Source organism: Wolbachia endosymbiont (group A) of Nomada flava (assembly GCF_964027055.1).
GTDB classification, from domain to species: domain Bacteria; phylum Pseudomonadota; class Alphaproteobacteria; order Rickettsiales; family Anaplasmataceae; genus Wolbachia; species Wolbachia pipientis.
In genome coordinates this window covers 455,539-468,262 of sequence record NZ_OZ034725.1, presented here as the reverse complement: position 1 = coordinate 468,262, position 12,724 = coordinate 455,539, and the positions used below count along the sequence as shown (strand labels likewise).

Annotated in this window: 17 protein-coding genes, 2 tRNA genes and 1 pseudogene; 12 read left to right on the top strand and 8 right to left on the bottom strand. The window is 35.3% G+C overall.

Annotated features, from left to right (window positions below):
* Positions 1–71 precede the first annotated feature (71 nt).
* Positions 72–950, top strand: a complete 879-nt coding sequence (gene hemC, locus AAGD70_RS02475; RefSeq protein ID WP_065094673.1) for a hydroxymethylbilane synthase — start codon at positions 72–74, stop codon at positions 948–950.
* Positions 941–1,828, top strand: a complete 888-nt coding sequence (gene murB / locus AAGD70_RS02470; protein ID WP_065094672.1) for a UDP-N-acetylmuramate dehydrogenase — start codon at positions 941–943, stop codon at positions 1,826–1,828. The genes hemC and murB overlap by 10 nt, the downstream gene beginning before the upstream one ends.
* Here murB and AAGD70_RS02465 read toward each other — a convergent pair.
* The 5 genes from AAGD70_RS02465 to AAGD70_RS02445 form a co-directional block, all read right to left on the bottom strand.
* Positions 1,825–2,052, bottom strand: a complete 228-nt coding sequence (locus AAGD70_RS02465; RefSeq protein WP_167347032.1) for a hypothetical protein — start codon at positions 2,050–2,052, stop codon at positions 1,825–1,827. The two genes, murB and AAGD70_RS02465, sit on opposite strands and share 4 nt — an antisense overlap.
* Positions 2,053–2,170: 118 nt before the next feature.
* Complete coding sequence (locus AAGD70_RS02460; protein WP_245611025.1) at positions 2,171–2,305, bottom strand: GIY-YIG nuclease family protein; 135 nt, start codon at positions 2,303–2,305, stop codon at positions 2,171–2,173.
* A 124-nt stretch (positions 2,306–2,429) separates the two neighbouring features.
* A complete protein-coding gene (glmS, locus tag AAGD70_RS02455) occupies positions 2,430–4,241 on the bottom strand; it encodes a glutamine--fructose-6-phosphate transaminase (isomerizing) (RefSeq protein WP_065094677.1) in 1,812 nt (603 codons plus the stop codon).
* Positions 4,242–4,321: 80 nt separating this feature from the next.
* A complete protein-coding gene (gene yajC / locus AAGD70_RS02450) occupies positions 4,322–4,693 on the bottom strand; it encodes a preprotein translocase subunit YajC (protein WP_015589055.1) in 372 nt (123 codons plus the stop codon).
* 140 nt (positions 4,694–4,833) lie between these two features.
* A tRNA-Asp gene (locus AAGD70_RS02445) sits at positions 4,834–4,907 on the bottom strand.
* Positions 4,908–5,098: 191 nt separating this feature from the next.
* Here AAGD70_RS02445 and rpsB point away from each other — a divergent pair.
* Genes rpsB through AAGD70_RS02410 form a run of 7 tightly spaced genes read left to right on the top strand, consistent with a single transcriptional unit; the run spans position 5,099 to position 9,800 of the window.
* Positions 5,099–5,947, top strand: a complete 849-nt coding sequence (rpsB, locus tag AAGD70_RS02440) for a 30S ribosomal protein S2 (RefSeq protein WP_065094671.1) — start codon at positions 5,099–5,101, stop codon at positions 5,945–5,947.
* Entirely contained in the window at positions 5,928–6,788 is an 861-nt protein-coding gene (tsf, locus tag AAGD70_RS02435) for a translation elongation factor Ts (protein WP_065094670.1), read from the top strand. The genes rpsB and tsf overlap by 20 nt, the downstream gene beginning before the upstream one ends.
* 10 nt (positions 6,789–6,798) lie before the next feature.
* Positions 6,799–7,542, top strand: coding sequence for a UMP kinase (gene pyrH / locus AAGD70_RS02430; RefSeq protein ID WP_065094669.1), 744 nt, complete (start codon positions 6,799–6,801; stop codon positions 7,540–7,542).
* Between the two features lie 7 nt (positions 7,543–7,549).
* Complete coding sequence (gene frr / locus AAGD70_RS02425) at positions 7,550–8,107, top strand: ribosome recycling factor (RefSeq protein ID WP_065094668.1); 558 nt, start codon at positions 7,550–7,552, stop codon at positions 8,105–8,107.
* 6 nt (positions 8,108–8,113) lie between these two features.
* Positions 8,114–8,488 (top strand): hypothetical protein, encoded by a 375-nt coding sequence (locus tag AAGD70_RS02420; protein WP_167347031.1) that lies wholly within the window; start codon positions 8,114–8,116, stop codon positions 8,486–8,488.
* The gene (gene uppS / locus AAGD70_RS02415; RefSeq protein ID WP_065095335.1) at positions 8,489–9,184 is read left to right on the top strand and encodes a polyprenyl diphosphate synthase; all 696 of its coding nucleotides are present in this window, start codon (positions 8,489–8,491) and stop codon (positions 9,182–9,184) included.
* Positions 9,174–9,800 (top strand): phosphatidate cytidylyltransferase, encoded by a 627-nt coding sequence (locus tag AAGD70_RS02410; RefSeq protein ID WP_065094666.1) that lies wholly within the window; start codon positions 9,174–9,176, stop codon positions 9,798–9,800. The genes uppS and AAGD70_RS02410 overlap by 11 nt, the downstream gene beginning before the upstream one ends.
* Positions 9,801–9,824: 24 nt before the next feature.
* On the opposite strand, the gene AAGD70_RS02405 is transcribed toward AAGD70_RS02410, so the two are convergent.
* Positions 9,825–10,016, bottom strand: a complete 192-nt coding sequence (locus AAGD70_RS02405) for a zinc-finger domain-containing protein (protein WP_065094665.1) — start codon at positions 10,014–10,016, stop codon at positions 9,825–9,827.
* A gap of 68 nt (positions 10,017–10,084) precedes the next feature.
* Entirely contained in the window at positions 10,085–10,591 is a 507-nt protein-coding gene (gene coaD, locus AAGD70_RS02400; RefSeq protein ID WP_065094664.1) for a pantetheine-phosphate adenylyltransferase, read from the bottom strand.
* Positions 10,592–10,672: 81 nt separating this feature from the next.
* Between coaD and AAGD70_RS02395 the strand changes: the two genes are divergently transcribed.
* Together AAGD70_RS02395 and AAGD70_RS02390 are read left to right on the top strand one after the other, a co-directional pair.
* Positions 10,673–10,745, top strand: a tRNA-Phe gene (locus tag AAGD70_RS02395).
* 89 nt (positions 10,746–10,834) lie between these two features.
* Positions 10,835–11,848: a glutamine amidotransferase gene (locus tag AAGD70_RS02390; RefSeq protein ID WP_065094663.1), complete on the top strand. Its 1,014-nt coding sequence runs from the start codon at positions 10,835–10,837 to the stop codon at positions 11,846–11,848.
* On the opposite strand, the gene AAGD70_RS02385 is transcribed toward AAGD70_RS02390, so the two are convergent.
* Positions 11,820–12,101 (bottom strand): WPE palindromic element domain-containing protein, encoded by a 282-nt coding sequence (locus AAGD70_RS02385; RefSeq protein WP_156517999.1) that lies wholly within the window; start codon positions 12,099–12,101, stop codon positions 11,820–11,822. The genes AAGD70_RS02390 and AAGD70_RS02385 overlap by 29 nt on opposite strands.
* A gap of 170 nt (positions 12,102–12,271) precedes the next feature.
* On the opposite strand from AAGD70_RS02385, the pseudogene AAGD70_RS02380 reads away from it, so the two are divergent.
* Positions 12,272–12,650 (top strand): annotated as a pseudogene (locus tag AAGD70_RS02380) (IS4 family transposase); the annotation flags it as partial.
* Positions 12,651–12,724 lie beyond the last annotated feature (74 nt).

Genomic DNA, 12,724 nt, shown 5'->3' with positions numbered 1-12,724 from the left:
ATGCGATACACGCTACCAAAGTGTTTAAGTAATTAATTAGGTTAAAGTTTGGTATTCAAACAGTCGTACATATGCTAGTCAAAATAGGTACCAGAGGAAGCAAGCTTGCAGTTGCCCAGGCTTTGGAAGCAAAACAAAAGTTGCTGGACTCTTTTCCTAACTTATCTATTGAAATTGTTAAGATAAAAACTTCTGGAGATAAGTATGCAAACGCAAATCTTGCTGAAATAGGAGGTAAAGGATTATTCATTAAAGAAATTGAGGCTGAATTGCTCGAAAATAATATAGACATGGCAGTTCATTCGCTAAAGGATATGCCTGCGTTTTTCTCAGGGAGTTTAACAATTCCTTGTGTTTTAGAAAGGCTAAGTCCATGCGATGCGTTTATTTCTCATAAACACAATAGCCTTGAATCTTTGCCACAGCAGGCTACTATTGCCACTTCTTCAATAAGAAGAAAAGTTCAGTTGTTAAATGTTAGACCAGATTTAAATATAGTACCGCTACGTGGAAATGTAACAACTAGATTGCAAAATCAAAGTTTTGATGGAATAATTCTAGCTGAAGCAGGACTCATAAGATTAGAAAAACATCACTTAATTACAGAGGTATTGCCACCAAAAGTTATGTTAAGTGCAGTGGGACAGGGAGCGATTTGTATTCAATGTAGAAGGAATGATGTAAAAATTATCGATCTTTTAGAGAAAATTAATAATAATATGTCTTTTATAGGAGTGAAATCAGAGCGCAGTTTTATGAAGACAGTGAATGGTTCATGTTTTACACCACTTGCAGCTTTGGCTGAATATGTGAGCGAAAATATGCTACACCTTCGTTGTATGTTGGCAGATGGAAAAAATATATACTTCACTGAGCGCACTTCATTTATAGAAGATGCGGAGAAAATGGGTATGGATGCAGGGTTAGAGTTGAAATCAAAATGCTTATAAGCTTACCTAAAGTACGTGGAATCTATCGTTATGACATCTTAATGTCTAAAGCGACGTGGTTAAATGTCGGTGGACGAGCTGATATATTATTTAAACCACGTGATATTGAAGATTTAACATGCTTGATTAAAAACACTGAGTTGCCAATTAACGTTATCGGTGCAACATCCAACATAATAGTGCGAGATAGTGGCATTCGAGGAATAACAGTAAAATTGGGTAAGGAATTTTCATATATAAAAAGTAAAGGTAACAACTCTATTGTTGCAGGTGGTGCTGCGTTACTTAGTAACTTTGCTTACTTTGCAGGAGAGCAACAAATTAGTGGACTTGAGTTTCTAGTTGGAATTCCAGGAACAGTTGGTGGCGGAATAGAAATGAATGCAGGTGCATATGGTAGTGATATCGCAAGTGTTGTACAATCCATAAAAGCAGTGAATCTAGAGGATGGAAACCTATATGAGTTCTCCAGCGAAGAAATGGGGTATTTTTACCGTGGACATAGCCTAAAAGGAAATTGGATTTTTGTTGAAGCTGAGTTTAAAGGAGTAAACTCAGAGTATGAGCTTATACTGCAAAGGTTAAAGGAAGTTATTGAGAGAAAAAATAAAAGCCAGCCAACAAGAGGAAAAACTGCTGGGTGCATATTCAAAAATCCAAAAAACTACCGAGCATGGGAGTTAATTGATAAATCTGGCTGCCTAGGGTTAAATATTGGTGGAGCTAGAATCTCTAAGAAACATTGTAACTTCTTGCTCAATTACGATAATGCAACTGCATCTGACTTGGAAAACCTTGGCAACAGAGTAAAAGATGCAGTAAAGGATAAATTTAATGTTGAACTTGAGTGGGAAATAAGGGTTTTGGGTAGCTATTAGATAGTTTTTATAGCTTCTGTATATTCGTTCAGGAGAACGGCAAATAAGGTAGACAAGTAATCTAAAAAAATAATCATAGAGAAAACGTGAGGTAATGTGGTTAATCTGTATCCGTTCAGGGTAGCGGCAAGACCATAGAGTAAAAGTGAGTTTACAACAAATGGTGTCATCCCAGTGCGTGACACTGGGATCCAGCTTTTGATCGAAAATGTTGTATAGTGCACAATCAATTTTTCTGGATCCCAGTGTCACGCACTGGGATGACACCTTTGTGTTTGAGGCAAAATTGGCTATAACACTTAACATACTGCCTTTGCAAATAAATGTTCGTACAGCTGTGTGTCACGCACTTTGCTTCAATATTTGTGATGCCCCTGAACAGATACCCCAAATTCGTTTAATTAAATTTGACGTTATACCTATATACAGGGTCCCATTTCGTTCACTTGCAAGTATATAAACATAATAACTTTTCATATATAGTAACCTGGATCCCAGTGTCAGCTACTTGCATGACACCATTTGTTGTAAACTCACTTTTACTCTATGGTCTTGCCGCTACCCTGAACAGATACAGAAGTTTAGCTTTAACTTAAATGGACTACTCAACCGTGACAGACTTAGCTAAATTTCTTGGACAATCTGCATCTAACCCTTTTTTTGCTGCAGTAAAGTAAGCAAGGAATTGCATAGCAACACTGTAGATGATTGGAGAGATAAAATTATCAGTGTCTGGAAGTTGCACCACATCTGCGCAAACTCCCCTTAGGAATGGCGCTCCTTGTTTATCACTGAAGGCAATTACTTTGCCTTTTCTTGCAATAATCTCTTGTATATTAGATAGCGTTTTAAAGAATAAATCATCATAAGGGATAATTGCTATAACAAGCACAGTAGAGTCTATTAAAGCAATAGAACCGTGCTTCATTTCTCCCGCTGCAATACCAATTGTATTGATGTATGAAAGCTCTTTTATCTTCAATGCACCTTCCATTGCAACTCCGTATGAACTTCCTCTGCCAATTAAAATAACGTTATTGTGTTCTAATATGCTGCCTGATATATGTTGTATTTTCATCACATTTAAAACATGCTCAACATACTTGGGAATAGAGTTAATAGCGTTGCTTAGCTGTTTTATTCTCTCTCCACCCAGTATACCTTTTATTTTTCCAAGCTCCACGGCAAAGCATGCTAAAGTTGCAAGTTGCGCAGAAAAGGTTTTTGTTGAAGCAACACCAATTTCTTGCCCAGCAAGAGTATGTAACACAATATCTGAGATCTTTTCAATGCTGCTGCTAAATGTATTAGTTATACTTATGATTGTTTGCTTCTGTGATTTCGCATAACGCAGCGCTTCTATGGTATCTGCAGTTTCGCCAGATTGAGAGATAAATAACCCAATGCTGCCTTCTTCTAGCTTGACGTTGCTATACCTAAATTCTGATGAGATTTCTAGATATACTCGAACTTGAGCAATACTTTCCAGCCAATACTTCGCTATTAGCCCAGCAAAATAAGATGATCCGCATCCAACTATAGTAATGTAACTCAGCTCAGAAAACAATTTTTTGTTGACCTCTTTATATTGCTTGTAAAATTGATTTATTGTTTTGTTTAATGCACGCGGTTGCTCAAAAATCTCTTTTAACATGAAGCTAGGGTAGCCATTTTTGCTAATTAGAAAATCACTTGGACTACTATTTTCTATACTGCGTTTAACTTGTGTACCATTGTTGTATATACTAACTCCACTAGATTTTATCACTGCAATATCATCATCTTCCAAATGCGATATTTTTTCCACAAATGCACTTAAAGCATTAGAGTCAGATGCAGCAAACACTGTGTTACAGTTATAGCCTATTGCTAAAGGCAAATTTCTCTTCGCAACAAATAAGGCGTCTGGATATTCTGCAAATAATAAGACCAAGGCAAATGAGCCGTGTAGGTTGTTTAAACACTTAAATAGAGAATCAACTGGCGACAATCCTTCATCGAGATATAAGGTTAGCATGTTTGGTATGATCTCTGTGTCAGTGTCAGTATGGAATGACATGCCCCTTTCTTCTAGGCCCTTTTTTAGCAGATTGTAATTCTCAATTATGCCGTTATGAGCAACAACAACATTATTTGTACGAATGGGATGAGCATTTTTAAGGCCTGGAACTCCATGTGTAGCCCAGCGAGTATGTGCTATACCAACTGTACTGTGAGACATCTTGCTGTCATCAACAACTTCACATAACCTTTCGACTTTACCTTCTGATTTTTTGACTTCTATCTTACCTTCGTTATTTATGATTGCTATACCTGAGGAATCATATCCCCTATATTCCAATTTTTGTAACCCAGTTAGTAAGGTTGGTATTACTGAATCACCACTACTTACTACACCAAATATTCCGCACACAAATGGATCACCAAACAAACTTTTTTCTAAACATGTTAAGCATTTTTGCCTTTATTACTGGTTGATTTATATTCTTTTTATCATTCTTTCGATTTTACCTTTTTAATTGGTTTAGCTGCTACTTTTTGAGTTTCTTTGCTTAAAACCTCAGATATAGCGGACTTTAGAACTTTTATCTCAACTTTTGGTGCTATTTCTATTATAAATTGTGCATTTGCCTCATCAACTTTATTAACTTCACCTATTATTCCACCAGAAGTAATGACTGTATCACCACGTTTTATTTGATCTATCATCTTTCTATGTTCTTTTAGTTTTTTTTGTTGCGGGCGAATAATGAGAAAATAAAATACCACAAATATTAAAATCAATGGAGTAAAACTAGCAAAAGATGCGCCGATACTTGATGTATTGCTAGTTGCATCTGCTGCAAAAACTTCAGAAATGAGCATATTTAATCCTAATTGTTAATGATAAAAACAAACCTATTTAAGTATTAATTACAATACCATGCCATATCAAGTTTGGTGAAGGCGTTTCTCAATACCGGCAATAATACTGCGAATTCTAAGTTATGCTAAAACTAATATGACGGGAGTGATGAGACTTGAACTCACGACCTCATGCGTGACAGGCATGCGCTCTAACCAACTGAGCTACACCCCCCTAATTTCTTTTTAGCGTTTTCGGGCTTCAACTTTAAAGCTAATAAACATGTTGCCCTTTGTCAATATTTTTTGTTTGCGCTTTGCTGTCTTTTCTATTACTATGTAAATAATTTAATTTCACACATGGCTTGTACAAGTAGTCCCATTAGGGTTATGCCATGGAAGATAAACTATTTGGAGGAATGATATATGACAAATTTGCCTAAAGTCACTGTGCGTGATTTAGCTGAATCTGGTGTACATTTTGGTCACAAAATTAGTCGCTGGAACGCAAAAATGGCTCCATACATATATGGAGTGCATCAAGAAAATCGTATACATATAATTGATTTGCGAAAAACACTACCATTGCTACAGGTGGCCATGAAGGCTTTATATGACGTTGCATTTCAAGGTGGTCGCATTCTATTTGTTGGTACAAAGTTTCAAGCTTTTGATATTATTGCAAGTGAAGCGATTCGTTGTGGTCAATATTATGTGAATCATCGTTGGCTTGGTGGTATGCTTACTAATTGGGGCACTGTTTCTTCTTCGATAAAAACCTTGATGCAATATGAGAAAATATTAAATGACGAGGATAGCATTTTAACAAAGAAAGAATTGGGAAACATTGAAAAGAAAAAGCAAAAGCTTGATAAGGCGCTTGGCGGTATTAGAGAAATGGGAGCAATTCCTGATATCTTATTCATCATTGATACTAATAAAGAGCATATAGCGGTTAAGGAGGCTAAGAAGTTAGGAATTCCAATAGTTGCAATACTTGATACTAATTCTGATCCAGATGGTATTACTTATCTAATACCTGGAAATGATGACTCAAGAAAATCAATAGAGCTCTATTGTAAATTAACTACCGACTCTATATTAGCTGGAATAGAGTCTAGTCTAGCAAAATCTGGAGTTAAGATTGATGATATAAGGGGTGATGAGTTTATTCAAGAAAAAGAAGATGGTATTGTGCAAACTAAAAGGAGACGTAGTAAAGTTTACAAAGAAGAAGAAAGGGAGGTAGTAACAAATGAAGATGAATCCAGATGATATAAGAGAATTACGTGATAGAACAGGGCTTGGCTTAAGTGACTGTAAAAAAGCATTAGAAGAATGTGATGGTGACATTAAGAAAGCCGTTGATAAGTTACGTACAATAGGTCTTGCTAAAGCTGACAAAAAATCTGATAGAATAGCTTCAGATGGACTCGTTGCTATGTGTTTGACTGAAAATTATGGTGCATTGGTTGAACTCAATTGCGAAACAGATTTTGTTGCAAGGAATGAGAAATTTATAGAGTTAGTTTCAAATTTAGCATCAATTGCTCATCAAGAACGCTGTACTAGCGTTGATGAGTTAAAAAATGCCAAGTATGAAGGCATTGGCACAGTGCAGGAAGCTATTATGAATGGTACATCAGTTCTTGGTGAGAAGCTAGAGTTAAGCAAGCTTTGTTACTTAGAAGCTAAGGATGGAGTTGTTGCTGGCTACGTACATGGTGATGTGTGTGGCTTAGGTAAGATTGGTGCTTTAATTGCATTGCAATCATCTGGTGATAAGGCGAAGCTACAAGAGATTGGGAAACAAATAGCTATGCATGTAGTTGCTATGAAGCCTGAAGCTTTGTCTATAGATGATTTAGATCAAATGAAGTTGAAAAATGAACGTTCTATAATTGAAGAGCAAGTGAGGGGCTTAAATAAACCTGAAGAAGTAGCAAAAAAAATAGTAGATGGACGAATGGCTAAGTACTATGAAGAAGTTGTTTTACTAGAACAAAAGTTCATAAAGGATGATAAAATGAAGGTTTCTGATTTTATAAAATCAAGCGAGGTGAGTGCTATTAAATTATCTAATTACAAGTTACTTGTTTTGGGTGGTGCAAACTAAATGGTAAAAAATGTTTCCCTCAACAAATGAAAAAAGCGAAATAAAATATTCCAGAGTGTTATTTAAAATCTCTGGTGAAGCTTTAATGGGGTCACAGTCTTTTGGCTATGATATGGGAATAATAAGCCAATTATGCAAAGATATAGCTGATATTAACAGGCTTGGAGTTCAGGTATGTATTGTTGTTGGTGGTGGTAATATCTTTCGTGGCACATCTGCGTCTTTAAGTGGCTGCGAAAGAGCAAGCAGTGATTATATTGGAATGCTTGCAACTATAATCAATGCTTTAATTTTACAAAACTTTTTAGAGAAAAATTTAGTAGCTTCGAGGGTATTATCTGCAATACCCATGGCCACTGTATGTGAACCTTACATAAGAAGGAAAGCTATTCGTCATTTAGAAAAAGGTAGAGTGGTAATTTTTGCAGCAGGCACAGGCAACCCATTTTTTACTACAGATACAGCTGCAGCTTTACGTGCTGTTGAAATGAATTGTGATATTATTCTAAAGGGTACGCAAGTAAGTGGTGTATACTCCGCTGATCCGAAAAAAAATGAGGATGCTGTAATGTATGATAGGCTTTCTTATACGGATTTATTGACTCGTGATTTAAAAGTTATGGATGCATCAGCAATTTCACTTGCTCGTGAGAATTCTATTCCCATTATAGTTTTTTCTTTGAAGGGAGAAAAAATAGTCAATATTATTAAGGGTCAAGGTACTTATACTATAGTTTCAGATTGTAAACATTAGGTAATTTATGTTAAATGAAATAAAAGCTAAAACAAAAGAAAGAATGCTAAAAACTATTCAGTCCTTTCATGATGATATTAAAGGCGTACGCACTGGTAGAGCTAGCGCATCGTTGCTTGATGGTATAGTTGTAAATATCTATGGTGGACATCAAAAGTTAAATCAGGTTGCAGGTGTTTCGGTTATAGATAACAAAACTCTATTAATTAAAATTTGGGATATTAATGTTGTCGGTGAAGTGAAAAATGCTATATTAAATGCCAACTTGAATTTAAATCCTGTTGTTGAGGGTAATACCATACGTATAGCTCTTCCGGACTTAACACAAGAAACCCGTGAAAAATTAGTGAAATTATTGCATCAGTTTGCTGAAAATGCACGGATTGCCATTAGAAATATACGTAGAGATATTATGGAAGAAACAGAAAAAATGAAGGAAAATAAAGAAATCTCAGAAGATGATTTTCATGGTGCTAAGAAGGAAATACAAAATATTACTGATAATAATATAAAAAAAATTGATGGTGAATTGTCCATCAAAGAAAAGGATATACTGAATCACTAAGGTAATATGAAAGAAGCCTTCAGTAGTGAATATGAACGTTGTGATTTGAGAGCAAATTCCACCAAGAAGGGTGTCATGCAAGTAGCTAACACGCAACTGTTACGAACATTTGTCCGCGGAGGCAGTGTGTTAGCCGTTTTTGCCTCAAACACAAAGGTGTCATCCCAGTGCTTGACACTGGGATCCAGCTTTTCATACAATCTCGTCAAAAACGTTTGTTTTAGCATAAGACAGCTATTTTTATGCTTATCAGCTCAGTGTGCTCACTTGCAATCAAATTTCTGGATTCCAGTGTCGGGGCACTGGAATGACACCCTCCTGGTAGCACAATGTTCGTATAGCTGTGTGTCAGTTACTTTTATGACATCGGGTGAACTTTAAATGTTGAATCAAGAATCTTTACCGAAACATTTAGCAATTATTATGGATGGTAATGGTAGATGGGCGAGCAATCAAGGAAGGGTAAAAATTGATGGTTATAAAAAGGGCAGTGAAGTTGCATACGATATTGCCAAGTATTGTACGGACTTAACCATACCCTACTTAACTTTGTATGCATTCTCTATGGAGAATTGGCTTAGACCCAAAAACGAAACTGACTGTCTATTTGATTTATTTTACTCCGTTTTAACTAATGAAGATAAAGTCAATTTCATTTGCAACTGTAACATTAAGTTGAATTTTATTGGCAATTTAAGTCTGTTATCCAGTAAAATATTGGATCAAATTAAAAAAGCAGAAGAAATGACACATAAGAACGATGGTTTATTACTCACTGTGGCAGTCAGTTACGGAGCAAAGCAAGAAATTACACAAGCTATAAGCAATATTATAAAAGAAAATATTGCTTATGTATCAGAAGAGGAATTTGAAAAATTTCTGTATACTAAAGATTTGCCAAAATTGGATTTATTAATTCGCACTGGCGGCGAAAAAAGGTTAAGCAACTTTTTATTATGGCAAGCAGCTTATGCTGAATTGTATTTTTGTGATACTTTATGGCCTGATTTTTCTTGTCAAGATTTGAGTAAAGCATTAGAAGATTATACAAAAAGAGAGAAAAAATATGGTAGATAATAATTTTATAATTAGAATGTTGTCCTCAATAGTAATATTATTCATATTTTCCTTTGCTACATATTTTAGTGATTTATCGTTTTACCTATTGATTTTTTCAATAGCAGTTTTATCTTCTTTTGAATGGTATAATCTAACCCAAGGAAACAAAATTTTATACGTTTTTGCATTATTATTGATTGCACTACCAAGCGCCTCATTAATATATTTATATAATCTACCACAGGGAAAATACGCATTAGTATGGTTCGTCTTAACCATTTGGGGAATTGACATTACTGCCTACCTATTTGGCAAGAATTTTGGTGGAGCTAAAATTTGCCCAATTCTTAGCCCTGGAAAAACTTGGACAGGACTTCTTGGTGCGATTTTAGCTGGAGTAGTGTGCACAATTTTTGGATCAATATTTTTTGGTCTATTTTCAATTTTTTATTCTCCAATCATTGGCCTTGCAATTGCTATTCTAGCGCAACTTGGCGATTTCACTGAGTCACTTGTTAAAAGAGCTTACGGTGTTAAAGATAGTGGAAGTATGATACCTGGCCATGGAGGAGTGCTCGACCGTATGGACAGCTTCATTTTTACTGCCCCTCTTATTGCTATTTACATAAGCTAAGTCTGCAGAAGAAATAAAGTGCCATTAGAGGTCATCCCTAGTCAGCTCCCCAACCGCTTCTACAGTGCAGTCATGGACAAACGTCTTTTCACAATAAGGGCAGGCTATTTCCTCTTCTTCTCCCATATCTAAATATATTAATGGATGGCCAGAACCCTCATCATTCTCATCACCATGACAACAAACTTTTCTTTTATTAACCCTCACTTTTGACATGCTACTCCTTTAGCTTATAACATTTTATATATTAAATATACCTATCCAGAAATAAAAAACAACAAACACTATTCTCCATTTTTTATCCTATTCAGGTTAATCAATTCGTTTTGAACGCCTTTTGATACAAATTTGCTAACATCTTCTCCTAATCTTGCTATTTCCTTTACAAAACTTGATGAAATAAATTGAGTATCTTCAGAAGCGGGAAGAAATATAGTTTCGATTTCAGGAAGAAGTTTATAATTTACCCAACTCATTTGAAACTCGTAATCAAAATCCGATACTGCTCTTAATCCTCTAATAATAACAGAAGCATTCTGCTCTTTGGCAAACTTCACTAGCAACCCATTAAAGGATATAACATCTGCATCAATTCCTAGTCCTTTAATTTCATTTTCAGCCATGCTTGTGCGTAGCTTTGTGTCAAAGGCAGTATGCTTATTAACGTTTTCTGCAACTCCTATTATTAATTTATCGACTAGTTTACACGCTCTTTTGATTATGTCAAGATGCCCAAAAGTTATAGGGTCAAATGTGCCAGGGTAGATTCCTGTTCTGTTATTAATGTTCATCCTTTATTTTTATATAAACTACTTTAAAAACTTTTGATAGACATAATAACATTTTTTATCTAAAAATAAAAGTATACAGTTGGCCTGATAGCTCAGTTGGTAGAGCAAAGGACTGAAAATCCTTGTGTCGCTGGTTCGATTCCTGCTCAGGCCACTTTCCTTTCTTATTAAATTTACCTTTTTATTGTAAAACGTTCTATAATATGTTATGATATTGATATAAGTGTTGAGAGGGTAAACTATATGTATAAATATTATAGCAGAATATTTAATATCCTATTAAATATAGTTCTATTATTAAGCAATATTACTTATGCTGGCGTTAGTGAAAAACCGGCATCTCAACATGTAATCAGAAAAGAAGAACCAGCGTCAACTGTCTTGACGGCAGAAAATACAGTAAATAATGACATAGTTGTTGGTTTATTGAAAAAGGAAGGAGCATTTGGGCGTGAGGTATCTCAAATTTATGAGATATTCAATAATTTTGGAGTTAAAACCGTACTCATTGATTACAATAAAATAATTAACCTAACAGGAATCCAAGAAAAGTCGCTTATCTTTGCAAAACAAGATGAAGTGTTGGCGCTAGCACTAGACCGAATAAAAATTGAAGTTGCACGATTCATTAAAGAGCAAAAGATAAATAGAATATTTATTCTAAATGATCTTCATCAGCCAAAAACTCGCATTGCTGATTTTTACAACGATCTTGCTACTAAAGCAATTGTAAAAATAGTAGATGACAATCCTGCAATTCATTTACTTGGCATATGTGGTGGGTTACAAGACATTATGCGTGCAAAAGGAATTGAAGTAGCGGGTTATGAAAGACAGCAAAAGACCCATTTAATGTCAGCGCTTAATCCAAAGCAGGAAGATGTGCCTTTACAACAGATAAAGATTGTTCCAAATAGTCGTTTAGCAGAAGTGATAGCCAAATTCCTAATACCTGATGAAAATGGTTGGTTTTCAACATATTTTCCAGATGCTAACTATGCTCTCTCAAAAGTAGTAAGTAATACGCCAGAAAATAGAAGAAAATTGGAGTCACTTGGATATAAAGTTGCAGCATTTTCCAGTGAGGGGGTAATAGAGGCTATTGAAGATAAGCATGGTAATGTTCACTTTCAAAGTCATCCAGAAGCCCTTGTTGTGAAGTCAGATAAAAACCTCTATTTATCAAATCACAAGGAACGTCAAGTGTCTACACTAGTTGCTATAGCGATTATGAATGATTTTCTTTATCGTGCTTAATGCTAAAATAGTGGTTTATATGTATCCGTTCAGTAGAGTGGCAAAATAAGGTAGACGAGAAAAGACAACTATAGGAACAAATGGGTGTCATGCCAGTGCGTGACACTGGCATCCAGTCCTTTTGCACAGTTCCATCAAAAACGTTGTAAAGCGCTTTCGTGTTTACCAACTTAGTGCCCAATCTGGATCCCAGTGTCAAGCACTGGGATGACAAGAAAGGGAGCACTGGAATTTTTGTTTCAGCATTAGCCATGCATCTGAACGGACAATGGCGTCAACTTAAGGAAAAATATCAGTGATAGTGTATAAAATTTCTCTCTAAATTTTTTATCATTAAATTATCCAAAGAGTGCAAGAAACAGCACTTTTGTTTCTATTTTATTTCAACAAAAAAGTTTAAAATGTGTCTTTTTTAGGTGAGGCATGCAAAAAGGAAAAGATCTTATCTTACAAATTAAAAATGCAATATACTCGAAAACTTTTCAGAAAATCCATTGTGTTGAGTTTTACACGAACAAGAAAACTTCCTTTTTCGACAGTATTTTCTATGATTTTAAAGTTAGTTAAAAAAAGTTTGGGAATAGAATGTGAACTTATGGAGCCATTGACATGTACCCTCAAAGCAAGCTTTTTCTAAAGCAAGGTATAAGATTTGCCATACAGGCTTTCAAGAATTTAAGCATCCAAACAGCTTATCAGGATGAACCTGAGTTGGAGAGGCTATAGACTTATTGCAGCAGATGGTTCTGGTATGAGATTACCCAGCTCTGGGGAAATTGTATCCGAGTTTGAACCAAATGGAAACTGACCTTACCCAGAAAAAGTGGAGAGAAAGTTTGGAATGTTTTTCACAAAGAGAATGATGAATCAAAATGC

Coding starts and splice junctions, on each gene's coding strand:
- hemC (WP_065094673.1), top strand. CDS start 72: ATGCTAGTCAAAATAGGTACCAGAGGAAGCAAGCTTGCAGTTGCCCAG.
- murB (WP_065094672.1), top strand. CDS start 941: ATGCTTATAAGCTTACCTAAAGTACGTGGAATCTATCGTTATGACATC.
- AAGD70_RS02460 (WP_245611025.1), bottom strand. CDS start 2,305: ATGAAAAGTTATTATGTTTATATACTTGCAAGTGAACGAAATGGGACC.
- yajC (WP_015589055.1), bottom strand. CDS start 4,693: ATGCTCATTTCTGAAGTTTTTGCAGCAGATGCAACTAGCAATACATCA.
- rpsB (WP_065094671.1), top strand. CDS start 5,099: ATGACAAATTTGCCTAAAGTCACTGTGCGTGATTTAGCTGAATCTGGT.
- tsf (WP_065094670.1), top strand. CDS start 5,928: ATGAAGATGAATCCAGATGATATAAGAGAATTACGTGATAGAACAGGG.
- pyrH (WP_065094669.1), top strand. CDS start 6,799: ATGTTTCCCTCAACAAATGAAAAAAGCGAAATAAAATATTCCAGAGTG.
- frr (WP_065094668.1), top strand. CDS start 7,550: ATGTTAAATGAAATAAAAGCTAAAACAAAAGAAAGAATGCTAAAAACT.
- AAGD70_RS02420 (WP_167347031.1), top strand. CDS start 8,114: ATGAAAGAAGCCTTCAGTAGTGAATATGAACGTTGTGATTTGAGAGCA.
- uppS (WP_065095335.1), top strand. CDS start 8,489: ATGTTGAATCAAGAATCTTTACCGAAACATTTAGCAATTATTATGGAT.
- AAGD70_RS02410 (WP_065094666.1), top strand. CDS start 9,174: ATGGTAGATAATAATTTTATAATTAGAATGTTGTCCTCAATAGTAATA.
- AAGD70_RS02405 (WP_065094665.1), bottom strand. CDS start 10,016: ATGTCAAAAGTGAGGGTTAATAAAAGAAAAGTTTGTTGTCATGGTGAT.
- coaD (WP_065094664.1), bottom strand. CDS start 10,591: ATGAACATTAATAACAGAACAGGAATCTACCCTGGCACATTTGACCCT.
- AAGD70_RS02390 (WP_065094663.1), top strand. CDS start 10,835: ATGTATAAATATTATAGCAGAATATTTAATATCCTATTAAATATAGTT.
- AAGD70_RS02385 (WP_156517999.1), bottom strand. CDS start 12,101: ATGGCTAATGCTGAAACAAAAATTCCAGTGCTCCCTTTCTTGTCATCC.